18 protein-coding genes are annotated in these 25,035 nt (G+C 31.9%); 13 read left to right on the top strand and 5 right to left on the bottom strand.

Features of this window, described 5'->3' with window-relative positions; translation table 11 throughout:
* Positions 1 to 86: 86 nt before the first annotated feature.
* Both Q0975_RS11325 and Q0975_RS11320 read left to right on the top strand, forming a co-directional pair.
* Positions 87 to 1,610, top strand: a complete 1,524-nt coding sequence (locus Q0975_RS11325; protein WP_299436660.1) for an amidohydrolase family protein — start codon at positions 87 to 89, stop codon at positions 1,608 to 1,610.
* 35 nt (positions 1,611 to 1,645) lie between these two features.
* Positions 1,646 to 2,986, top strand: a complete 1,341-nt coding sequence (locus tag Q0975_RS11320; protein ID WP_299436657.1) for an amidohydrolase family protein — start codon at positions 1,646 to 1,648, stop codon at positions 2,984 to 2,986.
* A gap of 244 nt (positions 2,987 to 3,230) precedes the next feature.
* Here Q0975_RS11320 and Q0975_RS11315 read toward each other — a convergent pair whose 3' ends face one another.
* The gene (locus Q0975_RS11315) at positions 3,231 to 3,644 is read right to left on the bottom strand and encodes a hypothetical protein (protein WP_299436654.1); all 414 of its coding nucleotides are present in this window, start codon (positions 3,642 to 3,644) and stop codon (positions 3,231 to 3,233) included.
* Between the two features lie 351 nt (positions 3,645 to 3,995).
* Between Q0975_RS11315 and Q0975_RS11310 the strand changes: the two genes are divergently transcribed.
* The 9 genes from Q0975_RS11310 to Q0975_RS11270 all read left to right on the top strand — a co-directional run bounded on the left by Q0975_RS11310 (position 3,996) and on the right by Q0975_RS11270 (position 17,781).
* Complete coding sequence (locus Q0975_RS11310; RefSeq protein WP_299436651.1) at positions 3,996 to 5,519, top strand: aryl-sulfate sulfotransferase; 1,524 nt, start codon at positions 3,996 to 3,998, stop codon at positions 5,517 to 5,519.
* Positions 5,520 to 5,617: 98 nt separating this feature from the next.
* On the top strand, positions 5,618 to 6,190 hold the full coding sequence (locus tag Q0975_RS11305) for a TetR/AcrR family transcriptional regulator (protein WP_299436648.1): 573 nt from the start codon (positions 5,618 to 5,620) through the stop codon (positions 6,188 to 6,190).
* A gap of 88 nt (positions 6,191 to 6,278) precedes the next feature.
* Entirely contained in the window at positions 6,279 to 7,421 is a 1,143-nt protein-coding gene (locus tag Q0975_RS11300; RefSeq protein ID WP_299436645.1) for an MBL fold metallo-hydrolase, read from the top strand.
* 93 nt (positions 7,422 to 7,514) lie between these two features.
* A complete protein-coding gene (locus Q0975_RS11295) occupies positions 7,515 to 7,715 on the top strand; it encodes a hypothetical protein (RefSeq protein WP_299436642.1) in 201 nt (66 codons plus the stop codon).
* A 405-nt stretch (positions 7,716 to 8,120) separates the two neighbouring features.
* Complete coding sequence (locus Q0975_RS11290) at positions 8,121 to 9,743, top strand: nuclear transport factor 2 family protein (RefSeq protein ID WP_299436640.1); 1,623 nt, start codon at positions 8,121 to 8,123, stop codon at positions 9,741 to 9,743.
* Positions 9,744 to 10,051: 308 nt separating this feature from the next.
* A complete protein-coding gene (locus Q0975_RS11285; RefSeq protein ID WP_299436637.1) occupies positions 10,052 to 10,651 on the top strand; it encodes a DUF6642 family protein in 600 nt (199 codons plus the stop codon).
* Between the two features lie 350 nt (positions 10,652 to 11,001).
* Entirely contained in the window at positions 11,002 to 13,215 is a 2,214-nt protein-coding gene (locus Q0975_RS11280) for a DNA cytosine methyltransferase (protein ID WP_299436634.1), read from the top strand.
* On the top strand, positions 13,212 to 14,393 hold the full coding sequence (locus Q0975_RS11275; RefSeq protein WP_299436631.1) for an MvaI/BcnI family restriction endonuclease: 1,182 nt from the start codon (positions 13,212 to 13,214) through the stop codon (positions 14,391 to 14,393). Before Q0975_RS11280 ends, Q0975_RS11275 begins: the two co-directional genes overlap by 4 nt.
* 22 nt (positions 14,394 to 14,415) lie before the next feature.
* The gene (locus Q0975_RS11270) at positions 14,416 to 17,781 is read left to right on the top strand and encodes a COR domain-containing protein (RefSeq protein ID WP_299436628.1); all 3,366 of its coding nucleotides are present in this window, start codon (positions 14,416 to 14,418) and stop codon (positions 17,779 to 17,781) included.
* Between the two features lie 597 nt (positions 17,782 to 18,378).
* On the opposite strand, the gene Q0975_RS11265 is transcribed toward Q0975_RS11270, so the two are convergent.
* From Q0975_RS11265 to Q0975_RS11250, 4 genes are all read right to left on the bottom strand, one after another.
* A complete protein-coding gene (locus Q0975_RS11265) occupies positions 18,379 to 18,942 on the bottom strand; it encodes a TetR/AcrR family transcriptional regulator (protein ID WP_299436625.1) in 564 nt (187 codons plus the stop codon).
* A gap of 2 nt (positions 18,943 to 18,944) precedes the next feature.
* Complete coding sequence (locus Q0975_RS11260) at positions 18,945 to 19,496, bottom strand: dihydrofolate reductase family protein (RefSeq protein ID WP_299436622.1); 552 nt, start codon at positions 19,494 to 19,496, stop codon at positions 18,945 to 18,947.
* Between the two features lie 294 nt (positions 19,497 to 19,790).
* Positions 19,791 to 21,776, bottom strand: coding sequence for a serine hydrolase (locus Q0975_RS11255; RefSeq protein ID WP_299436619.1), 1,986 nt, complete (start codon positions 21,774 to 21,776; stop codon positions 19,791 to 19,793).
* A 114-nt stretch (positions 21,777 to 21,890) separates the two neighbouring features.
* The gene (locus Q0975_RS11250) at positions 21,891 to 23,054 is read right to left on the bottom strand and encodes an alpha/beta hydrolase-fold protein (protein WP_299436616.1); all 1,164 of its coding nucleotides are present in this window, start codon (positions 23,052 to 23,054) and stop codon (positions 21,891 to 21,893) included.
* 151 nt (positions 23,055 to 23,205) lie between these two features.
* Here Q0975_RS11250 and Q0975_RS11245 point away from each other — a divergent pair, with 151 nt between their 5' ends.
* Positions 23,206 to 24,258 (top strand): histidine kinase, encoded by a 1,053-nt coding sequence (locus Q0975_RS11245; protein ID WP_299436613.1) that lies wholly within the window; start codon positions 23,206 to 23,208, stop codon positions 24,256 to 24,258.
* The gene (locus Q0975_RS11240) at positions 24,251 to 24,946 is read left to right on the top strand and encodes a LytTR family DNA-binding domain-containing protein (protein WP_299436610.1); all 696 of its coding nucleotides are present in this window, start codon (positions 24,251 to 24,253) and stop codon (positions 24,944 to 24,946) included. The genes Q0975_RS11245 and Q0975_RS11240 overlap by 8 nt, the downstream gene beginning before the upstream one ends.
* Positions 24,947 to 25,035 lie beyond the last annotated feature (89 nt).

Raw genomic sequence — 25,035 nt, 5'->3', positions numbered from 1 at the left:
CTTTAGAAGCAATGAGACCCTAAATAATCCTATTTATTATTCTTTTGTACGTTTTAACAATCACTTTAAAATTCATCAAAAAACAAATGAAACGTAGATCAATCAAAAAATGGATAATCGGAACATTGCTGATAGTAATGGTTATTAGTATAGGTTCCTGTATCGGAGTTAAATCACAAATCAATCATCATCTCGGAGCAAAAACAGAAATAGTAGACGCTTCAGTTTTTAAAACACTATCCAACCCAATAGCTATTACGAATGTCAATGTACTATCTGCAGATTGCTCCAAGATGACAGACAGTTTAACCGTATTGATAAAGGACGGAAAAATTCAATCTATTACTGAAGGAAATGTAATTTCTAATGAGTATACCGTAATTGATGGTACAGGAAAATACTTGATTCCAGGGCTTATAGACACCCATGCGCATTTGAAGAAAAGTAAAAATGATCTTTTACTATATCTTGCTAATGGAGTTACTGGCATTGCCGAAATGTTTGGAACGAAACAACACTTAGCATGGAGAAAAGAAGCCGAAGGCGGAACTCTTAGTCCTAAAATATATGTAGCAACAACAAAAGTTGGAAGTAGAAAAGGATTAATGCGAAAAATAAGGAAATGGTTTGGAGCTCAACATAATTATACCACTGTCAAAAAAGCACAGAAAGCGGTTACGAAGTATAAAGAACAAGGCTATGACGCTATTAAATTGAGTTCTTTTTTAAGCCCCGAAATTTATCATGCGATCGTGAAAGAAGCGAAAAAACAAAATATACCAACTGTAGGACATTTAACATATGACGTTAGTTTAGATGATTTTTATGATTCTGGACAAACACAATTAGCGCATATAGAAGAGATTACAAAAAGTACCATGACGGAATTTGGAGGCTTGTATACTGACAATACTGAAGATTATTTAAAGTACCTCAATGAAAATGCTGATGCAATTGCCATAAAGCTAAAGGAAAATAAAATAGTAATTTCTTCTACTGTTTGGATTATAGAAAGCTTTCCAAAACAAAAATTTGATCTTGATAATTTTATTAAAGAAATAGAATTGGAATATGTAAACCCAGGCATAGTAGAAGGTTCTAGAATGGGAAAAGGATGGCTTCCAGGTAATAATTCCTATGAAAATTTGGAGATCAAAAACGATCCCGAAAGAAGTAAAGAAGTAAAAGTTTTCTGGGACGCATATGCGAAGGCAATACATGTTATGGCTAGAGCATTATTAAAACACAATGTGACCATAATCGCCGGAACTGATTCTAATGGAGCTTGTACTGTTCCAGGTTTTTCACTACACGATGAGTTAACCTCTCTAAGCAACGTAGGATTAAATAATGAACAAGTGTTACAAACAGCAACACGAAATGCTGGGGAATGGATGCAAAATAATACAGGTAGAATAGAAGTAGGTTTTGATGCTGATTTGGTATTGTTAAATAATAACCCTCTTCAAGATATTAATAATACCAGAAAGATCCAATCGGTAATTATTAATGGAAATCTTATAGATCGATCTACACTAGACAAGATGTTAGAATCGGTTAAAAATGCAAATGATAGAAGTAGAAAAGTGAGTATTGATACCCATTTATAGTAGATATGTAATTTCTTTAATTAAATATAGAAACAATGAATAACATTAAATACACACTCATGATAATTGGTCTTTTATGGGGATGTACAAACAATGCACAAAATTTTACCATAAAAGAACAAGAACCTATTAAAGCTTTTATAAATGTACATGTACTTACAATGCAGGATTCGATTCCCAAAATGTCTCAGACTGTTCTCATAAAAAATGATAAAATCATAGAAATTGGAGCCAGTACAGATATTCAGATACCAGATGGAGCGAAAATAATTGATGGTAATCATACCAAGTATTTAATTCCTGGTTTAACAGACACTCATGTACATTTAACTCATAAAGGTTCTGAAGAATGGATCCGAGCGTATGTTAATAGTGGTGTAACTACCGTACTAAATCTTGGTGGCTCCAAGAAAGTTTTAAAATTAAGAGAGAATATCAAGAATAATAAAATCTTAGGTCCTGATATATATACTGCTGGTCGTGGAGGAGTAGTACGTGAACTAAATCGTCCAAATTTTAAAGAAGTATCCTTAGCTAAAATTGAAGAACGAATTATAGAAGATAAAGAAAAGGGATACGATTTCATCAAAATATATGGACAAATGACGATACCCCAGTTTGAACATATGATAAAAATAGCTAGGAGGGAAGGCGTTCACGCAATGGGTCATATTCCTAGAAATTTAACTGCAGATGATGCGCTACGAATAGGGCAAAAATCTATGGCACATACAGAAGAGTTTATCTATACACAGTTCACAGAATTTGATGAAAAAGAGATAATAGATTTTGCTAAGAAAGCAGCAGCACAAAATATCTGGTTAACTGCAAATATGGTTGCATATGAAAAAATAGAACAGACTTGGGGGAAACCAGAGGTTATGGATTCTATATTGCAGTTGCCAGAAACCAAGCGTTTACACTCTAAAATTTTAAAGTTATATAAACAAGATTGGTACGGTTCAAGAGATGTAGATAGCAGAGGATATATAGAAAAAGTGTATAAATTGTATTTTCCAATAGTTAAACATTTTCATAAGGCAGGTGTAAAGATTCTTGTAGGTACTGATACTGGGTTTCCTGGATTGGCGCCAGGTCAATCAGCAATTGATGAAATTAAGAACTTGACGAAAGCAGGATTAAGCAAATACGAGGCATTAAAAGCAGGAACTGCCAATGCAGGAGCGTATATTAATCTCTTTATTGATAACAATTACTACGCTGGCAAAATACAAGAAGACTATAAGGCGCATATGGTACTATTATCATCTAATCCTTTAGAAAACCTAGAAGTTTTAGAATCTCCGGAAGGTGTTATGTTAAGAGGTTATTGGTTTGATAAGCAAGACCTTAACAATATGGTGCAATGGGAGTAGATAATATAAGTATAATCTCATGAATTCCTCAAGGCTCGGCTTCGATTTTACCTGATACATAGAAGGTTGGGATAACAGGAAATATGAATTTTCGTTCGTGATAAAAATAAAACCAGTAAAATACCCCTGTCAATTGAGCTTGTCGCCCTACAATCTCAATTATTTTAAATCAGTTCTATAATACGTTTATAGAACTGATTTTATTTCTACTTGTTCTCGTAAGGTTTTTATTAAATTTAATGGTTTATTGCTTCGATTGCCATTCCTTTAATTTTAAGAAGGTATCGATTGCTTCTTTTTGTTGTGAAGTAATTGCTGGTTTATTTTTTATGCGGTCAGCAATTCCCGGTAGATTCTCTACAGACAATGAAGTATGCCAGTTGGCAGCCATATCAAGATCAAAAATCTTAATCGCTTCCGGTTTATGGGTATCGAGAGAGCTTTGGTGACAACTACCACAATGAGTAATGAGAACTGCTCGTGTAATTTCAGAATTCTCCTCAAATGTGCTTTTATCAGCATTAACTGGGCGTGGTTTTTCTTCTGAAGAAGTTACATCTTTTTTTGCATAAGAAGTACTCGTATCCCGAACACAACTACGTGCTGAAAACACAAGTGTTGTAAAAAACACCAGCAATATTTTGGTATAGCTAAACATCTGTTAGTAAAACATTTAAGATACAATATTCTATCTTAAAGCATTCTTAATTAACAGCTATATTTTATTAAAAAATGATTAAACTAAAATATTTACTAAACACTCTGAATAATACTATCTTATAAGTTGAAATTTCTTTTAAAATAATAATACGACTATGAAAGTTAGCTGAGCAGTAAAAATGAAGAATACATATTACAACATAATACTGTGTAATAATTTTCGTTTTTACCATAAATAAAGGATCATTCCTTTATAAATTATATAAATTCGTTACTCAACTAACTTAAGTTTTATACACAAATGAGTTTTAGTCTGCGTCCAAGAATTGGAATACTAGTCTGTCTATGTATGTTCATTTTTATTTCATGTCAAGAAGATGAAACAACGGTAATAACCCCTGAAATTATAGATTCTCTACCTTCTGGAATAGTAATAGAGGAAGAAGTAACTCTAAATCCATCGGGATACGCACCGCTTTCTGCTATGATTTCTTTGACAACGAGCGAGATAGTTCGCGTGCGTATTAGGGTGCTAGGAAAAAATGGTGAAGATTCTGATGTTGTAAAAGATTTTCCGGAATTAGGAACGACCTTGCAAATACCTGTTCACGGACTTTATGCTGACTTTCAAAACAGCGTTAGAATCACTTTTTTTAACTCTGATGGAGTAGAATTGGGTATAAAAACCTATATAATCAGCACAAATCCTCTTATAGCGGATATGCCTATGATTAGTATAGAAACTGCTAAGCGAGATCTAATAGCCAAAGGAATGACGATGGTAAACTATTATGGTTATAGTCAGAATGTACATCCATTTAGACCATTTATGTTCGATGCTTACGGAGATATTCGTTGGTATTTAGATTATATAAATCATCCGGATTTAAATAACTTACATTATGATAACGGGCCGCATCGTCTTGCTAATGGTAACTTCTATTTTGCTAATAGAGAACCTGATGCGATATATGAAGTAGACCTTTTTGGTACTATTGTGAATACCTGGGATATGCCAGGCTATAGATTTCATCATGAAGTATTCGAAAAACCAAATGGAAATTTCTTGGTTTCTGTAGATAAATATGGAGAAAGCACTATAGAGGATTATATCATAGAAATTGATAGAAACAGTAAAGAGGTGATAAATGAGTGGAATCTCAACCAATCTTTGGATAATCAAAGAACAACATTAACAGATAATGCGATTGATTGGATTCACGTAAATGGTGTGAGTTATGACCCATTTGATGACAGTATCATTATATCCGGACGAACACAAGGAGTTGTTAAACTTACTGCTGATAATGAAGTGGTTTGGATTATGGGTGCGCATAAAGGTTGGAGCACTGCAGGAAATGGAATAGACCTTACGCAATTTTTATTACAGCCATTGGATGCTACTGGAGTTCCAATTACTAGTCATGCGGTTTTAAATGGTGATGAAAATCATCTTGATTTTGAATGGAACTGGTATCAGCATGCTACCAAAGTAATGCCTGATGGGAATATTATTCTTTTCGATAATGGCTTTAATAGAAATTTCTCAGAAATAAATACCTATAGTCGTGCAGTATCCTATAAGATTAATACAGAAAATCGTACAATCCAGCAAGTATGGCAATATGGCAAGGAGCGAGGTACAGATACGTATTCACGAATAGTCTCTGACGTAGATTATCTGGAAGCCGAAAACCATATGTTATTTTCTCCAGGTAATATCGTAGATGGAGCACGACCCGTAGGTAAATCGATAGAAGTAGATATGATAACTAATGAGGTGGTTTTTGAAGCAACAGTAATTCCGCCAAAAGCATTCGTGAACAAAATAACATTTCATAGAACGGAACGACTATTATTATATCCTGATTAAATAAAACATCAATTTTCTAAATATTCATTTAAATCATAAATATTTCCTAAAAGCATATAATCGAATAAATATTCGATTTATAATTATATATTTGCAAAGTGCGAGTAAAAGACGAAACAAAACGGTTAGCCATCATAGAGAACACTTTGGATATTGTTTTCGATAAGGGTTTTGCAGGTGTTAAGATGTCCACACTTGCTAAAAGAGTAGGTATTTCTGTTTCTACACTTTATGTCTATTATGAGAGTAAAGAAGATTTAATAGTATCAATCGCTACGGAACTAATAGCACGTCAAACCAAGAATAGTGTTAAGGATATTACCGAAGATTTACCTTTTAAACTGAAAATGAAAACCATGTGGTTGTACTGGATTCACTTTAGTATCAATCATAGTAAGGAGATGCATTTCATCACGCAAGTAAAGAAATCTCCGTACTACGACAAGATTCCTGCAGTTATAAAAGAAACAAAAAACCGATTAGGAATAGATCTTTTCGAATTAGGGAAGAAGGAAGGGTTAATTAGGGATATAAATAATGAAATCTTAGCATCTATTATAGGGGCTATTTTGTTAGAAACTGTTAATCTCATTATCACTAAAAAGATAAAATTGAATGAAGAAGATACAGATGTAATGTTTTCATTTGCTTGGAATGCTATAAAAAGTTGAATTTTTTTTGACTTAAAAAAGAATATTTATTCGATTATGAAATAGTACCTCTTGAGAAAAACAAAATAAACGCATGCTACATAACATAATGAAAAGTAAAATTTTTAAATATATAAAACGAATGATTATAGGTATCGGAATTCTTATAGGAATAGTGCTACTAATAGTGGTCTTGTTTATCAATATAAGCCCTGAGTTTGGAGGAAAAGCCACTAATAAAGAAAAAGTTAGGTATGGATCTTCTATAAACTATAAAGATGGAAAGTTTGTGAATACCAATGAAGTTCAATTAGATATGAGTTTTGGGGATATGGGGAAAAGTCTTGTAGGCTTTTTGAAATCTCAACCCAATACAGCTCCTGAAGGTGATTTACCCGTAAAAGAAATAGATTCTTTAAATATTGCAGAATTCAAAGGGAATACACGTCTTATTTGGTTTGGGCATTCTTCATTTTTAGTTCAGATAAATAACAAAACGATATTGATAGATCCTATGCTTGGTGACGTTCCAGCGCCGCATCCTATATTAGGAGGTAAACGTTTTAGTAAGGAATTACCTATTGAAATTGAAAAAATGCCTAGAATAGATGCAGTACTGATTTCACATGACCATTATGATCATTTGGATTATGGTTCTATTAAAAAATTAAAAGACAAGGTAAAGATGTTCTATACACCGCTAGGAGTAGGGGTTCATTTACAAAAATGGGGTGTCGAAAAAGACAGAATTATAGAATTGGATTGGTGGCAAGAAACTACATTCGAAGGATTAAATTTTATATGCACACCCGCACAACATTTTTCTGGCAGAGGCCTTACGGATAGAACAAAAACACTGTGGAGTTCATGGATTATACAATCTAATAATGAAAACATCTTTTTTAGTGGAGATAGCGGATATGCCGAACATTTTAAGGAAATAGGCGAAAAATATGGACCTTTTGATTTTGCAATGATAGAATGCGGGCAATACAATGAAATGTGGCCAGATATACATATGTTTCCGGAAGAAACTGTACAAGCAGGATTAGACGTAAAAGCAAAAACAATTATGCCAATTCATTGGGGAGGTTTTAAGTTAGCAATGCATACCTGGAAAGATCCCATAGAGCGTGTTAGTAAAACAGCTAAAGAATTAAACATGAATATGATAACACCCAGAATCGGGGAATCCATCTATTTAGATGATAATGATAAACTGAAAGAAACTTGGTGGAAGGATTATGAGTAGGTTTTTTGTATAAATAATAAAGTTTTGTTTTTTGTTGGGTAACAAATTCCCTGAATTAGTAACAGCTAGCATATAAACTTAAAACTTTTAATCATGTTAAAAAATCTTTCAAATTTAGGAGCTGTTCTAAACAAAACAAAGCAAAAACAAATTGTTGGCGGTAAAGCACAAATCAGTAGTGGTCTTGCATATTGCAGCTGTTCTGAAGGCGGTAATGATGGTTGGGACGGAACGATCAGTTCTTGCGATAGGTGTTTTGCACTTTGTATGGGAAATGCTATTTGTATAGATTAGCAAAATCATTAAAAAAGCGGTCTTCGGATCGCTTTTTGTTTTAATTTATTCTGTAATCAATAATAACAGGAGTCGCATGTTATTTTGGGCTAATGCAGCGTATATCTGCAACTATGTAAAATGCAAGCATCCATCAATTTGCTACAATATACATTTGTACTATAATGTACTTGCGTTATGCGTTGTACAGTATCGCAATTCTTCAAAGCAAAAATAAGATTGCTTATGTGTTATGCTTTCGCGAAAGCGCAACACATCCCTTGATAATTTTTATTTAGCACATACTCCAAAATATATTTAATCTGCCCATTTTGTATGCCAACATCGTGATATAAGTAGGAAGTTGAGTCTAAACCTTAGACATTTACTGCATATTAATAATAATCCGGATTAAAAACAGTCAATATGAAAAAGTATGTCCTAGTAGTAGCAATGCTTCTTACAATTCAATGTATAAATGCGCAATCTAAAACTAATGAAGATGTGAATACATCAGCTATTAATTTAGTTATTCTTAATGATAACGGAGATGTTTTATTAAAAAAAGCAACAATAGGTTGGATAACAATAGGTGCATTTTATGAGAAAAGACACACTATAAATGAAGTTATCGATAGTATCTCAAATAAATATGGAGTATCCATTACAAAACCAAACCTTAAAGGTGTTTTTACTTATAAATTTGACTTTAATAATTCTTTAAGTGTAAGGCAGGTTTATGTCGCTAAATCTACTACTAATGATTTACCAACAAATAAAAATGTAGAATTCCGTTGGGCACCAAAAGATGAAGCTATAGAAAAATTTAAAAGCACTATTCCATCTTTAGGCGAAATGATAGGGCAAGTTATAGAGTATCCTCAAGTAGTTTGGGGAGGTTCTTTTTTAATAAAGCGAAAAAACGGAAAAAACACTTCTATGATAACAGAGGATTTTTATCCAATAAGCGATGCGTTCACATACAGAGAAGGATCACATAATCCTGCTGTAGTAAAAACACTTCAAAAGTATATGGAAGGCAGTTCTTATAATAAGAAAGAAATGTTACTAAGTGCCTTTGCAGACAATGCTACATTATATCTAACAAACAGAAATGGAGATTTCAAAAGATATTCCCCAAGTGAATACGCTGACTTTTTTAAAACCGCTGAAAAGGGAAAGTTCAATGGGAGAGACGCTAAAATTTTAGAGGTTACCGTTACAAAAGATATAGCAACGGCAAAAGTTGAAATTGCTGGTCCTAATAGAGCGTGGGTATATATTGATTTGTTCTTGCTCAAAAAGTTTAAAAATGATTGGAAGATTATTAGTAAAACAGCAACAAGGGTCGATGAAATAGAGAAGAATGCTGTATTATTTGTTGTTTCTAACGCTCATTATTATGCAAATACAGACATACCTACGGGGAATAGTTTTTCTGAAATTATAAATGCATATGATGTTTTCAAAAAAGCAAATTATACTGTCGATTTTGTGAGTCCAAAAGGAGGTGCGGTGCCATTAGCCTATATTAATACATCAGACGAGATGAGTAAAAAATATCTATATGACACGCAGTTTATGAATGTTTTGAAGAACACAAAATCACCTTCAGAAATTGATGCTTCAAAATATAAGGCTGTTCAGTATATTGGTGGTGGAGCTGCTATGTTTGGGGTTCCAGAAAATAAAGAAATTCAAACTATAGCGATGGATATTTACGAAAAATATAACGGAATTTTATCTTCAGTTTGTCACGGTACAGCGGGCATCGTTAATTTAAAGACAAAAGATGGAAAATATGTAGTTGACGGTAAAAGAGTAAGTGGTTATCCTGATGATTATGAAAATAAAAATGCGCCGTATTTTAAAACATTTCCTTTTTTAATCAAAAAAACAATTGAAGAAAGAGGAGGTGATTTTAAATTTTCCGAACGAGGAAAATTTACTGTAGAGACAGATGGACGTTTAGTTACGGGACAAAATTTTCAATCTTCAAAGCCTGTGTCTTTAAAAATTATAGAATTAATAGACACAATGAAAAAATAGATAAAGAGGCTAATAATTCTTATTCAGTTTCCAAAGTATTGTACGTGACAAAAGAAATTATCCGGTGGATATTTAAATATTATCATGTGTACTATTATACAAGATACACGAACTTCTCTAAAACAATGCCTATGCAGTTGATAATTATATTCTAGTTTAGTATTTTTTTATTAATTCAAATACTATGTGTGGTTTTAAAATTTTAAAATAGCTTATTGTTTTTAGGTGTTTTTAGATGAAATGGTTAAAAAGAATAAAAGAGTTATATTATTTTTGCTATTTATATACGTTACATAAATCCTTAAAATTTGTTAGAGAAAAGACAGCAATTATCCCAAGAACAATTTGTAGATATAGATTATTTCATTTATTGTTTAGAAGCGGTTCACAATATAGAAACGGACAAGATTACCGAAGCACAAAAAAAATTAGAAAAATTGACTTCGCAATATGGCGTAGCTAGTATTTATAAAACGTGTGATACCATTGAAGGTTTAGAAGCTAGTTTAAATGCATTGGTCTCGGATGATCATAATTTTAAAAACTATGAAATAATCTACCTCGTTATAACAGGTGAAGCAAATAGTATTTGTTTGAATGACTATTATTATAGTCTACAAGAAATTGCAGAAATTTTTGAAGGAAGATTAAAAGGAAAGATTTTACATTTTTCAAATGCAAAAGTTCTAGATTTAAACGAAGAAGAAGCACAATATTTTTTGGATATCACTGGTGCAAAAGGTGTTTCTGGGTATGGAAATGAATATAATGGAATAACTAGCTCAAATCTTGATATAGCATTCTTTAACTTATTTAAAGAAGATGAGAATATGCTAGATGTTGTAGAAGAGTTGCATCAAAGACATTACAAAGCCTGTGAACTACTTGATTTTAGATTGTATCACTAAATATTGACGACATAAAACACCTAACGGTGTCGTTATATCTGCAATTATATCAATCCGCCGCGGCGGACCGCCAATTTGCTACAATATACATTTGTACTATAATGTTCTGCGTTATGTAACTTGAGCTTTGGTTAAAAGCGAAAGTTGTTACTACTTTTCTTGAAAAAATTTATTCCCAAATGTTTCTTTACTAAACTTAATAGAACACTCTTTTTACGAAGCGACGATAGGAGAGTAGTGGAATGTGTGTGGAATGATATTATTTGCAAATACTTCAATATTTAGTTGGATATTTTATTAACTGTCCGTAGATTTGTCCGTGTCCGTAAAAACGTCCGCAATATATAATTATGGCTACTATAAACTTCTATCTAGATAAATCTGACAAAAAAGGATTTGCTCCAATTCATTTAAGAATTAATTGTAATTCTGAACAAGTGAAAATCTCAACTGGTGAAAAAATTAAACCGGAAGACTTTGATAAAGAGACTCAACTTGTCAAGGAAAAAGCAGAAAGAGTTACTGAAATAAATCATTATTTAGGTTACTTAAAAGAAAGAGCAGATGAATTGTTCAATAACACATATAAGAACAGTTACTCTAATAAAGAAATAAAATCAAAACTTACTGATTTTGTTAAGGCATATAAGGAAGACCATAATGTTAATATAGTTAGAGAACAAATATCTCTTTATGGCAAGCCATTTACTTTCGTGGATTTATTTGCAGGAGCTGGTGGATTTAGTGAAGGCTTCATTCAAGCAGAACATAATAACAAATTCTTTGATTTTCTTGTTGCAAATGATATCAATGAAAATTCCGAATTAACTCACGTAGTTAGATATAACCATCAATTAGGTTTAGATGCTGACTTTTTATGTCAAGATATTACAGAACCAGATTTTTTAGACAATCTACTTTCCAAAACTAAAGGTAAAAAAGTTGATGTTGTTTGTGGTGGACCACCTTGCCAGAGTTTTAGTTTAGCAGGAAAAAGAAGGAAATTTGATAAAAAAGATGACTTATTTTCTCATTATTTAGAGGTAATTAAAGTGCTTCAGCCGAAGTATTTTATTATGGAGAATGTTAAAGGTATTTTAACAAAAGAGAAAGGAAAAATAAAAGAACTTATTCTTAAAGAAATCAATTCGATAGTTGATATTAAAGAAATTCCAGCTTTAACTTCTTTTATTAAATCATTAAAGAAGACAAATATTGATAATGATTTTCTTTTAGATTGTTTAATTAAAAGAATTGAAATTGAACAGTTTACTGATATAAAAGCTGAAGAAGCAAAAGAGACTTATATAAAAACCATAGATTCTAAATTCAAAAAGTTAACTCCAGATATTGCAGATTATAAAACGAGTAAAACTGACGAAAGGATTAGCACAATTAGACACGGATTCAATCTATTAGTTAGAAATAAAGAATGGGAGAAATTAAAACGAGATATTATACGAGAAAAAGATTTCTGCAATATTGACAATGATTATTTTGTAGATTCTTTTACTCAATTTCTTACTGATATTGATTCAAACGAGGTTATAAATAAGATAGAAGAAGCATTTGGTAGATTAAACGTTGCTAAAGACTTTAAAAAACCTTGTAATGATATTATCCAAGCATTAAAAATTTACGTTTTAAACATAGATGATTGTATTACAATCATTCGCGAATATTGTAATAAGGAACAAAGCACTCAATTAGATGAAATCATAAACGATATAAGACTTTATAGAATTGAAGCACCTTTTGTTGCCAATTCATCTAACTATGGAGTTCCTCAAAATAGAGAACGTGTTTTGTTTATAGGATGTAGAAAAGACCAAAAATTCATATCTGAAATTCCTGCAACCGTTACTGAAGAAGAAAAGGTTTCTGTTTTTGAAGCATTATATGATTTAGATTTTATAGGGAATAACGAAGAGGTTCATCATTATCAATTGGTTGATATTTCCAAACAATATAATGGAACAGCCAAAAAGATGAAAAGTCTCCTTAAGAATCGTTCAATTGATGGAAAACCATTAAAAACAAAAGGAAAAACTTTTGCTGAATGGAGTAAAAAAGGAAGATTAAATGGCAGATTTACAAAAGCAAAAAAACCATTCTATGTAAAGAGTACTGAAGCTTTAAATAATGGAGAAAAAGTATTTGACATACTTCATAATCACAAAACAAGTAATCAAGGAGATGATGTAATTAAACGACTTGATATAATCTTAAAAGAAGGTGACTATAAAAATGCTCAAGCTGAATTAAACAAATGTGGGTTGTCTTCTAAAAAAAGAAACTATAATGTATTAAAGCCAGAGAGTCAAAGTCCAACAGTTATGACAATCCCAGATGATTATATACATTATAATTCTCCAAGAGCATTAACAGTACGGGAAATGGCTAGGCTACAATCTTTCGATGATTCATTTGTTTTTCAAGGGAAACGTTCTACTGGTGGAAATAATAGGAAAACAGAATTACCTCAATATACTTTAGTTGGGAATGCCGTTCCTCCACTTTTAGCTAGAGCAGTTGCAAACGAAATCTTGAAAAATATTAAATGAGATTACTAACTAACCCAGAAGAAGAAAAACTTAAAGTTTTAACTGAAAACTCAATCTCTTTAACCTTAATTGAACCTACTGAAAATGGACTTAAAAAGTCTATTATGGATGCAACTGGAACAGTTAGAAATTATTTAAGGAAGAATAATTTTCACGATTATAACTTACAAGCACAAGGACCAGAAAATAAAATAATAATAGATGCTCTTATTTATGAAACTGATAAAGTTAATAAATCAAGAACTTCATTATATAGACCAAAAACAAAAAAAGGAGATCCCAGAATATGGTTTAGTGGATTAACTAAATATTCTAATCCCAATGATATTTTAGCTTTAATTGCTTTTGAAGGTAAATTACACGTTCTTAATTTAACGCAGTTGCCAATAGAGCAATTAATAGATTCTGCTATTATTAACCCAATAAAGGAATTAATTGAAGAGATTAATTTTATTGAAAATGCAGTTTCAAAAGAATTATTAAATATGTTAACCAATCTTGCTAAAGGTGGTCCAATATTATCAATGGTAAATGCAGATACTTCTGTTGGAAGAACATTAGAAACGGCATTAGGGATTGATATTAATTCTTCTAAACTTCCTGACTATAAAGGAATAGAATTAAAATCATTCAGAGCCAATAAAGGCAATAGGAAAAATTTATTTGCACAAGTTCCAAATTGGAAATTAAGTAAATTTAAAAGATCTGCAGAAATATTAAATGCTTTTGGTTATTGGAGAGAAGAAGATTTTAAATTATACTGTACTGTTTCTGCAATAACAACTAATTCACAAGGCTTAACTTTAAAAGTTGATCCAGACATAAATCAACTTATTGAAAACTCCAATCAAAAAGGAGTAGGGGACTTTGTAGTTTGGACATTGGATAAGTTACATCAAAGGCTACTTGAAAAGCATAAAGAAACATTCTGGGTAGCCGCCGATACAATTTACGATGATGGAAAAGAATATTTTCAATACAAACAAGTTGAGCATACAAGAAAACCTATTGTATCACAATTTGATATTTTATTGGAGCAAGGAATTATTACTTTAGACCATTTAATCAAAAGAAACTCAAAAGGTAGAGTTGTTGAAAAAGGACCTTTATTTAAGATTAAGCCTAATAGTTTGGATTTATTGTTTCCTCCAAGTAATATTTATAATCTAATCTTATAACAAAACTCTTACATTTGTATGTATGAGAGAATTAAATAAATCTGAACAGTCTAAGCTAGAATATTTTAAGACTCTTAACATTCCTTTTGCACAGATAGAAGTTACCCAAACGGCATTAGAGAAAAGTATTTTAGATGCTACACAAACAATTCGTGATTTACTTTTGTATTTGCAACTGCACGATTATGATAAGCAGAAATTCGGTGCAGATTTTAAAGAGTCAATTCCAACAAATTTTCTTCTTGAAGATGAAGTGTTTATCACAAAATCTCAATTATATAGATCAAATACAAGGGGTGATAAACGAATTTGGTTTGAACAGATTAAATCCCATATTTCTGGAGCGGATATCTTGATTTTATTCGGAAGACGTGATCAATTATATTTAATTAATATCACTCAATCAAGAATTAGGGAGCTTGCTAATTCATCAAAGGATAATCCTATTCGGGAAACTATTAACCAATATAAAAATGGATTTCAGGATTCAAATGTTGTATTCAATATAGAAAACCCAATTCACAAGTTATCGCATGGTAGTTTATTCACTTATGAACAAGTAAGAGACTTTCAACAACGAAAGATAGCTGTTATACATAAAGATACTAAAGCTAAAGGGAAAAGGCCGTATACACAGGCTGAGGACTTTAAACATGCACAAATAGGAGATTATTTTTATTTATGTAATGCAAACTATTCAGTAAATACCATCGGTTCATTCAGTTCTGAATGGGAAATGTGTGAAATTGAAGATCTAGCAAATATTGGATGGATCCAACGTAAATACATCGTTCATTACAATGCAATACAAATTAAGCCATATAATCGCAAAATAAGGCGCTGGTGGCTTCCTACAGATTTTTCAACTTTTGTTCGTATACCCATAGAACAAATGAAAGAAGCTAATGAAATCCTTTTTATTCCACATTTTGATGTAAAAGTACAATTGTCATTTACAGATGAGATTGATTCAGAGTACATGCATAAATCGTTAATAAAAAATGATTTAATTGGCGAATACGATATTAATGATAATGATAAGATTACGACACTTAAAATTATAAACCCTATTAACTCTGGATTAGGATTTTTAAGACGATTTCGTGATTTGAAGTTATTGGATATAAGTAATACAGAAATTTCAAATATTGGAATCATTCGGGATTTACCACAATTAACAACCTTAATACTTTCAAAAAATAACATCTCTGATTTAAGCCCTATTAGACATCTTCACAACTTAAGACATCTTGATTTAAGGAATAATGAAATCTCGGATATTAAAGAGTTAACGGTTAATAAAATGCGAAAACTTTCTGTTTTAAAGTTGAGTGGAAATCAAAAATTAAAATTACCTCTCTCTGATTTTGATGATTTGAATGGAATAATTGGTTTTAAGATTAGCATTGATGAAGGAGGCCTTGAAGAAAATAAACATGTCAAAGTAAATATAATAGGTACGGAAAGAATTGGTAAAACTCAATTGTTTAATGTGCTACTAGGCAATTTATTCGTACATGATCATGTTTCAACTCATGGAACCAAAACAACTGAATACAAAGTTGGAAATTCTGGGTATTCAGCACTCTTATGGGATTTTGGAGGACAATCGTACCACCATGGGACTCATAAAATATTCTTACGACCTTATGATATTAACATAATTCTTTGGCGTGATTCAATAGGAAAAGATAATTATCCATATTGGCTTGGTACTGTTAAGAGGTTCGGTAATAGTAGTCCACAGTTAATGATTCAAAATGTATGGGAAAATGAGAATGATGAAATTATTTTTCCAAAAAGTGAAAAAGCACATCTTTATGATCTCCCATTTCATAATACATTTGCTATTGATATATCTGAATTTTTGAATAAATCATCAAAATGGGAACCAACAGTAAATAACTTCATTAAAAGATTCCAACATTTAATTAAAGAACATGCTAGTAAATTCAAAGATCTTTCTAAGAAAAATGTTTCGGTTAGAAAAAAACTTGATAAAGAGACGAACCCAGAAAAAATATATTGGGATATAAATGAGTTTAAAGATAACTATGCCTCAAGTTTTTCAAATGAAGAATTTGCTTATTTACTTAACTATTTGGAATACACTGGAAGAATTTTACACTTTAGAGAATCTGAAGAATTAAAAAGCTTTGTGTTTTCAAATCCTCCATCACTTTCAGATTGGATTTACAATAAGGTACTTACTAAAGTACAGATGCAAAATAATAATGGAGTAGTAGACTACAATGATCTAAAAGATCTTTTAAAAGAAGAGGCTGCTGAATTATTCATTAATCTAATGACAAAATTCGGTTTGATATTTCAAAGCCCATTCTCAGATAGTTTTAAGAAATTTATAGTTCCTCAATTTCTTCCTGAAAACAATTCCGCTTTAAAAAATACACTATTGGATGTTTTACCATATACATTTTGTATTCGATTTGAAGATTTTTTACATGAAGGTGCGGTATTCAATTTTATTTCAAAATATGGTAAAGAAGCCATTGATGAAAGTTCGATTTGGAAATATGGTTTAATATTTAAGAACCTGAATTATAATGTACAAGTTTTGATGCACTTTAACAGAGAAAGTCAGGAAGTAATATTCCATATTGAAAATGGAAATTCTTTGACAAAATTTTCTCAAGAACTATTTGACTTTTTTGTTGATGGAGGAGAGGATAGTATAAACGGTGACAGAGGTGATTACCAGAATGTAAGTCTTTCAACAGATAATAGTTGTTTTTTTGATATTAAAGGAACAAAAATAAATATAAGTGAAGGTGTGTTTTATGGAGAATGTATTCAAACAAAAGTTAAACGAAAATTAAATTCATTGGAGATGTCATTACTAGATAGAAGTAGCAAAGTTAAGAACGTATTTATATCGTATTCACGAAAAGATGTAGATTACAAGGATGAATTAAGGGTTCATTTAGCACCATTAGTGAGATATGACACTATTACAGAATGGGCATGTGAGGATATTAGAGCTGGGAAATGGGATGAGCAAATACAAACTAAATTGCAGGAGGCTGATTTGATTATTTATATGGTTTCTGCAAATTTTATGGCCTCTGATTATATTATTGACAATGAAGTTAAAATAGGTATAGAAATGGCAATTAATGATCCGTCAAAAAAGATAATGTGTATTTTGGTGAAAGAATGTGTATGGAGGTCATGGGCATTACTTGAGAAGAACTTTAAAGAAACTAATAGTGCAGATTTAAGTCAATTTCAATTTCTACCATACCATAAAAAAAATGGAGAGGAAAAAATACTATCTCTTGAAGAATGGGGTGCTGAAGATACAAAACCAAGAAGTGTTGCATATAGAGATATTGTAGGTAAGATTTTAAACGAGGTTATAAATAACTAAATACAAATACTTTGATAGTATATAATTATGTAAAACAGAATCTCGATGCTTGCCTTGGCCTCATAAAATTTTGGTAAAACAATAGGAGAAATAAGCGTCCATATTTTAGGGGTTTAGTAACACAACAGGCGCCACGGCAAATTATAGCTACAAATGTGAGCAGAATGTTTCAACAATAGTTTTTTAAAAATTATGATGACCCCAGCAGCTACGAACACTATGAAATAGAATTATCCTGGGATATTTTACATAGTATTACATTATAGCTACGAATGAGCTTAACGTTTCGCAAATTGGCTTTTACATAATAAAATACCTGCAATGCCATCCAGCGCGCCATCTCGCCAACAATATCGAAAGTCCACCGGACTTTCTGGATATCGTTACGTGTACTATAATTTATATTATGTAAAATAGAATATTTCAAAACCTACTCTCTATACACTATTTAATGTGTCATAACTATTTATCATTATTATAGAAACCTATGATGAGTAATTATGAAAAAGTAGTTTTATGATACAAGAAACCAAAATTAACAACTATATACTATTTTCTAGATTCTCATTTTTCAATTGAATCATAAATAGTCTTTTTCTAAACTCTTGCAAATATCCAATCGATACCTTTATAAAAGTCATTGATAGTTAATACTCCTAAATCCGTTTTTTCATTTTGTGAAGCTGCAGCTAATGCAAAACCATGTGTGTAATCCACAATTAAATCTGCCAATAGAATACCTTCAGTTTCATCATTAACTAATGAAATGGCATGTTTTCTAATTGAATTAGTAAGTTCAATTAATTCTTTATTAATTAGAGAATGGTCTATTAGTAATAATCTTGATACATTTGGATGCTTAAAAACACATTTACAATAGTTATCTAATAATGCTCTTATCACTTCTTTAGAATCATCAGTTATGGTAATTTCGTTTACATTTTTATATACAACTTCTACAAGGCTTTTTATAATATCTTGACGTGAACCTACGTGATGTTTTAAAGCCATTGCAGTCACTCCAAACACATTCGCTAATTTTCTAAATGAAAGCCCAATCTCTCCTTGTTCATCAAGAACTTTAAGCGCTACTTTTAAAATATGATCTTTTGACAATATCAATTCATCATTTGTTGGTCTACCTAATGATTTACTTGTCATATCTATTTATTTAATACTTGATAGTGATTTTGTATAAAGCCAAATTTCATAGGTTTTGAATTAATTAATTCTAAATCAATATCCTTATCCAATTCTCCGAATAATCTCTTTCCTTTACCAATTAGAATAGGAATTTGTGTGAGCGTTATTTCTTTAATAAAACCATCATTAATAAATGATTGTACTAACTTACCACCATCTATATAAGCTTTTTTAAGACCTTTCTCATAAAGAAGTTGCATTAACTCTTTAGGATTTAAAGCCTTAATCTTTACTTGTTCCTGTAATGATTCTGGAACATCATCTTGAGTTAATCTTCCGCTCAAAACATATACAGGCATTTTATAAGGCCATTGTTTAAAACCAAGTACAGTTTTAAATGTGCCACTTCCCATTACTAACACATCTATATTTTTGGTGAATTCCTCAAAACTATTATCATTTTCATCTACGCCATACTTCATTAACCAATCTAAAGAATTGTCTTGTCTCGCTACAAATCCATCTAAACTTGAAGCCATAAAAACGTAGCCATTTGCATATTTATTTTCCATATTATTTGAATTAAAAACATAAATATACAGTGTATAATTTTAACATCAAAGCTATGTTTTCATTTGAAACACATTAATCTTCCCTCCTATGGTTCGGCTTCGCTCACCACAACCCAGAAATTTTTAAATACGCGATTCTCAGCGATTGCTGTTTATCACTATTTTGCCGTGAAGTTTATGTAGAATTGTCACATTGAGCCTATCCAAATGTTGCCGTAGATTATAATTCACATACCTGCCTGCCGTTGCCGTCTGGCAGGCAGGTTATGATCATTCAAAAAAGTTTTTATGGGATTATTGTTCAACAAACGCTGGTATAATGATTTCAGAAATTTGAGTCATTATTTTGTCATCTTCACCATCATGACCAGAAATTACAATGGTCAAATCAAGCTCTTCTATCACTATTACACGTTGTCCTCCGCCTCCCCAAGCAAATGCGGTATCATAACTTTTATCACCTACTTTTACGAGTGTTTGATACCAAAAATAGCCGTAACGATAGTCTTTAGGCATCCAGTCCTGAGTAGGTTTCACAATGCCACTGGTGGCTTTAGCAAGATATTCTGCAGAAATAAGCTGCTCGCCGTTTAATGTACCCTTATTGAGAACCAAATTACCCAATTTGAGCATGTCTCGAGACATGATACTTGCACGCCACCCCGCTTCTGGCAAACCACTTATATGAGTTGACCATTTATAGTTTGTAATACCGAGTTTGTCGAGTAGCTCAGTTTTAATAAAGTTCTCCGCCGTTCCTGGAACAACGGCGTCGATGACCGTCATCACTAACATTGGATTAAAATTACCATACAAATACGTCTGAGACTCTGGAGTAATAGGTCCGCTTTCCTCAAGAAGTGTCTGAACCAGCCCTTGGCCTTTTAATCGAACAGAATCTTTCTCAATTTCTTTCCATGTATCGCTATCTATAGTCAATCCTCCGTGCATGGTCAATGCCTTATGAAGTGTGATTTTTTCGGCACCTTTGGTAAATTTTTTAAGGTCGACATCTTTTAGAAAACTAATCATAGGTTTGTTTAGATCTTCCATGGATAAGTAGCCCATTTGGATTGCTCTACCCAAAACCAAACTGGTATACGCTTTTACTGCTGATGCCTGTCCATGTGGTAAATTGACACGTCCTTTTTTATAATAGGATTCAAAAACTAATTTGTTTTTATGTGAAATGAGCAAAGCATCATAGCTTCCATGTTTGCCTTCAAAAATTTCTTTTGACAGGTTGAGGATTGCCTTTTGGTCATTGCTATTTACCGATAAAGTATCCACTGATATTCCATCTTTTCTGTCTTCTGGTGTTGGACTGATATATGGGTTATTAAGATGTGGAATCGACCAGAATGAGACCTCGTTCCTATTTGTTGAAACATGACTCATCAAGGATGACAACCAAGCGACACTTTCTACAGCAACCCTGGGGAAAGCGGTTCCATGATCGCCTTCCATTGTTTTATTTTGCACAGATAAACTTAAATTCTTTCTATTCTTCAGCAATTCTAAATATTCGTCTATAGGTTCGTCCTTTTCTTTTTCTAATGTACCATAGGCGATATATACGTTGACGTGCAATGGATTGTTCTTATTGGACTCGATCGGTCCCAATTTGGTATTAATCTCAGAAAGGTAAGGGATTAGGCCTTTGTTTAATGGACTACCAAGAATGTAATTATCAAAAGTATCGGGTTGAGTTAATACTATATAAGCACCGAATGCACCGCTTAGTGAATACCCGAAATAGGAACGACTGTCTGGATCGGTACGATAGTTGTTATCTACATATTGAATAACTTCGTTGCGAATAAATGCCAAGTGATTTTCGGCTTGGCCAAATTTGAGTTTAGGATGATTAGGGTTGGTTTTTTTCCAGAATGAATAATCGGTAAATCGGCTGGCGTGAGCTCCATATTGTTGCCTTAAATCTTCTGCAACGTCCTTCTGCCAGGAAATTCCGACTAGAATAACATTTTCTAGCATGAATTCTGCAGAGCCAGATAGCATTTCGAGATGCCACATAGCATCGGTATAATAAAGAACAGGATACGTTTTGTTCGTATTCTCTGCATAATCTTCGGGCAACTCTATATAGAGTTCGTAGTTTTTTGCAGTCTTAGAATCTTTTATGGGGACTATTTGAATCTGCGGTAATACCAATGAAGCCCCTTCTACATTTTGTATGTTCTTTATCACACTACTTTGTTGGGCAAAGACAGTCTGTAGCGATATAATCAATGTTAGTATTAATAATTTAGTAATTTTCATGTTTTCTGTTTTTCCTAGCGAATTGATTTGTGATCAAGCCAATTGGCCTATTTATTTTTTTAATTTCATAAATCCACCTCATAGCTCTTTGATGAATAAAGCCAAGTTTCATTTCTAGAGTCTTTGTAGCCACCTTTTAGCAAGTGAAAAATCTGGATCAATTATCAGTGCTTTTTCGATCATGACCTTAGCACTTTCAAGCTGACCTTGAGCTCTTCGTACAAGACCCATTCCGAGATAAGATTCCTTCCCTTCAGGATACACTTCTATGGAATATTGAAAGATTTCTTCTGCGGCAATTAAATCCTTACTTAGTATCGTGTGAAAACCAAGGTTAAATATGACCGATATTGGTGTCTTGATTTCATACCCGTATCGTTTTGATAACCTATCGAAATGTTGTGTCACTGTATCCAATGATTCCAGGTTTTCACCGGGATTGAAGGGATTGAAGTCAGGATATAACGCAAGAAGGAATTGTGTGAAATCCATCGCTGGTACATGACCCTGGTTCACCAATTCATCTACTTTATAGGTAAAACTCTCTGGTTTATGATCCGCTACAACACGAGAGAATTCAGAAACGTGATTTGTTAACCCCTCTTCATCGCTATAAATGATGTGTAGAGATCTGTTTTCCGAAAGCGTTTTTAACGGACCAGTTTTTATTTTTTGTTGAAGCACTGCCGGTATGTGCATAATTGATGGGCTGCTTGCGAAGTAGCCATTAAACAGAAGGGGGTTGTTGAGCAGCGTGTAAACAGTGAAAAAACCACTGTTAGAACCGCCATAAAGCACTTTGAACGGAGCCGTCCGATAGTTATTATCAACGTGCGGCATCAGCTCTGTCTCAAAAAAGTTAATATAATTATCCGGAATTGTTGTGTCTTTATTTTTCCTTGTTGGCAACAAAATACTATTTCCTTCGGGTAGATCTATTCCTATGAGTATCATCTCAGGAATTTGTCCCTCGCCCATGTAGTCTAGTGTAGAAGCTAACATGGCGAACCGAGCTCGGTAATCTGAACCCAACATATACATCACGGGATAGGTTTTCTTAGAACTATCATAGTTCTCGGGTAAATGGATTGATAGTGGAATAGTTTTGTTTAACACTTTTGACTGAAGTGAAGATATTTCGCCTAAGGTAACTGCTGGTTCACTCTGCTCTGTTAAACGAGGAAAATCAGCTTCGTTTACTTTCTGTTTTTTAGTATTGCATGAATTGAAAAATAGTGTAAATACAAGTATTAATATAATAAAGTTGTAATTTCTCATTGTTTATTCTTTTACTTAAATATTGAATAAATGTATAGTATATTCAATGTCTAAATCCATTAATAGGATGAACCCAATAATTAAATGATAAAACCATTTCATCATTGATATCCCGCTTTTGTATAATAATTAGGATGATTTCTGTGCATAGATGGTATATTTAACCGATTATTATTTTGAATTTATGCTTAACAGGTCATTAAAAAATACAATCCTAATAAATATAGGCGCCTTTTTATTAGTACTTATACTTGAGATATTAAGTATGTGGGCATTTAAGGATAGATTTGATACTAATTATTCTTTTTTCTTACATAGCCTTAATTATACAATTGCCATTATGGGGATTATATGGATTAATCATTTTATTTTCATTCCATCTTTTTTTGATAAGAGACGTTATTTTTTATATACAATACTTCTTATTGGGAGTGTATTTATTGGGGCCTATTTGAAAGGATATGTGAAGGATGGCTGGTATGGTGTTTATAAAATGATATTTTTTCTAATTTATACTACTGGAGCCGGAATGGCTGTCTTTTTTTTAAGAAGAAATATACTATTCAGAAGAGAAACTGACGAGAAGGAAAAATTACAAAAAGAAATGGAACTTAATTATTTAAAAGCACAGGTAAATCCACATTTTTTATTTAATTCTTTAAATAGTATTTATTCGCTTTCACGGAAACAATCATTAGAAACTCCTGATCTTGTTATGCAGCTCTCAGAATTATTGAGGTATCAACTAGAAAGTTCTAAAAAAGAGACCGTTTTATTAAAAGAAGAGCTTGAGTTTATAGAAAATTATTTATTACTTGAAGAAAAAAGATTGAGTAAACGTTGTACTATTGAATTTTTAATTGACGGAGACGTGTCGGGCTTAAGGATTTCTCCGATGTTGCTCATCCCTTTTGTCGAAAATGCTGTTAAACATGGTGCCCAAAGTACGAATGAACAGAGTACCATTGATATTTCTGCCTCGATAAAAAACTCTACGCTTCATTTTTGTATTGATAATTCAAAGCCTCACAAAGTTTCTTCATTAAAAAGAACAGGACTGGGTCTCGAAAATGTGAGAAGACGTTTAAATCTTTTATATCCTAATTCTCACGTATTAGAAATTGATGATAAGGAAGAAAAATATCATGTAAATTTATCTATTGATTTAGCAGTTTCGATATTAAAAAAAACAGTTAATGATTAAAGTTGGTATTATAGATGACGAAATACTAGCACGTAAAGTGTTAGAAGAATATTGCTCTAAAATTGACAATTTAGACATCGTACTAAGTACAGGAAACCCGCTTGATTTTATCAATTTCATTCAGCAAAATGACCTTGATCTCATTTTTCTTGATATAGAAATGCCAGAACTTAATGGCATGGAAATATTGCGGTCTATGATAAAACCGCCTAAAGTTATTTTGACTACAGCATATTCTGAATATGCGTTAGAAAGTTATAATTATGGTGTTGTAGATTATTTATTGAAACCTATAAAAATTGAACGCTTTTTAAAAGCAATTAACAAAGTTTCGGCTTCAAAAATAACACAACCTAAAAAAAATAGTGGCAATGATGAACTTCAAATAAAACATGATGGTATGCCTGTTAATATTCCATTTAAATCAATTCTGTATATTCAAAGTTTTGGAAATTATTTGAAAATTTTTACGGATTCAAGAATGTACTTGATTTCCGAAACACTTATTAATATCAACACCTTATTATCTGAAAATTTCCAACGCACACATAAATCATATATTTCCAATTTGAGTAGAGTTACAAAGGCAACAAGAACATATTTGTTAATTGAAAATAATAAAGTCCCAGTTAGTGCTATGTATAAAGTTATTGTTTTTAAAAAATTAGAAGTTTTAGCAAAAATATAAAATAGGTGATTCCCATTTATTCACACCTTTCCTATTGTTTTTTAGTTGAGTTCATGAACCTCAATTTTCGGTTTCACACTCTTTACGCT

Origin of the sequence: uncultured Aquimarina sp., from assembly GCF_947500065.1 — a bacterium.
GTDB lineage: Bacteria > Bacteroidota > Bacteroidia > Flavobacteriales > Flavobacteriaceae > Aquimarina.
Note: the sequence above shows the minus strand (reverse complement) of the source record. Positions and strands in the feature narration are given on the sequence as shown.

Coding starts and splice junctions, on each gene's coding strand:
- Q0975_RS11325 (WP_299436660.1), top strand. CDS start 87: ATGAAACGTAGATCAATCAAAAAATGGATAATCGGAACATTGCTGATA.
- Q0975_RS11320 (WP_299436657.1), top strand. CDS start 1,646: ATGAATAACATTAAATACACACTCATGATAATTGGTCTTTTATGGGGA.
- Q0975_RS11315 (WP_299436654.1), bottom strand. CDS start 3,644: ATGTTTAGCTATACCAAAATATTGCTGGTGTTTTTTACAACACTTGTG.
- Q0975_RS11310 (WP_299436651.1), top strand. CDS start 3,996: ATGTTCATTTTTATTTCATGTCAAGAAGATGAAACAACGGTAATAACC.
- Q0975_RS11300 (WP_299436645.1), top strand. CDS start 6,279: ATGAAAAGTAAAATTTTTAAATATATAAAACGAATGATTATAGGTATC.
- Q0975_RS11295 (WP_299436642.1), top strand. CDS start 7,515: ATGTTAAAAAATCTTTCAAATTTAGGAGCTGTTCTAAACAAAACAAAG.
- Q0975_RS11290 (WP_299436640.1), top strand. CDS start 8,121: ATGAAAAAGTATGTCCTAGTAGTAGCAATGCTTCTTACAATTCAATGT.
- Q0975_RS11280 (WP_299436634.1), top strand. CDS start 11,002: ATGGCTACTATAAACTTCTATCTAGATAAATCTGACAAAAAAGGATTT.
- Q0975_RS11275 (WP_299436631.1), top strand. CDS start 13,212: ATGAGATTACTAACTAACCCAGAAGAAGAAAAACTTAAAGTTTTAACT.
- Q0975_RS11270 (WP_299436628.1), top strand. CDS start 14,416: ATGAGAGAATTAAATAAATCTGAACAGTCTAAGCTAGAATATTTTAAG.
- Q0975_RS11265 (WP_299436625.1), bottom strand. CDS start 18,942: ATGACAAGTAAATCATTAGGTAGACCAACAAATGATGAATTGATATTG.
- Q0975_RS11260 (WP_299436622.1), bottom strand. CDS start 19,496: ATGGAAAATAAATATGCAAATGGCTACGTTTTTATGGCTTCAAGTTTA.
- Q0975_RS11255 (WP_299436619.1), bottom strand. CDS start 21,776: ATGAAAATTACTAAATTATTAATACTAACATTGATTATATCGCTACAG.
- Q0975_RS11250 (WP_299436616.1), bottom strand. CDS start 23,054: ATGAGAAATTACAACTTTATTATATTAATACTTGTATTTACACTATTT.
- Q0975_RS11245 (WP_299436613.1), top strand. CDS start 23,206: ATGGTATATTTAACCGATTATTATTTTGAATTTATGCTTAACAGGTCA.
- Q0975_RS11240 (WP_299436610.1), top strand. CDS start 24,251: ATGATTAAAGTTGGTATTATAGATGACGAAATACTAGCACGTAAAGTG.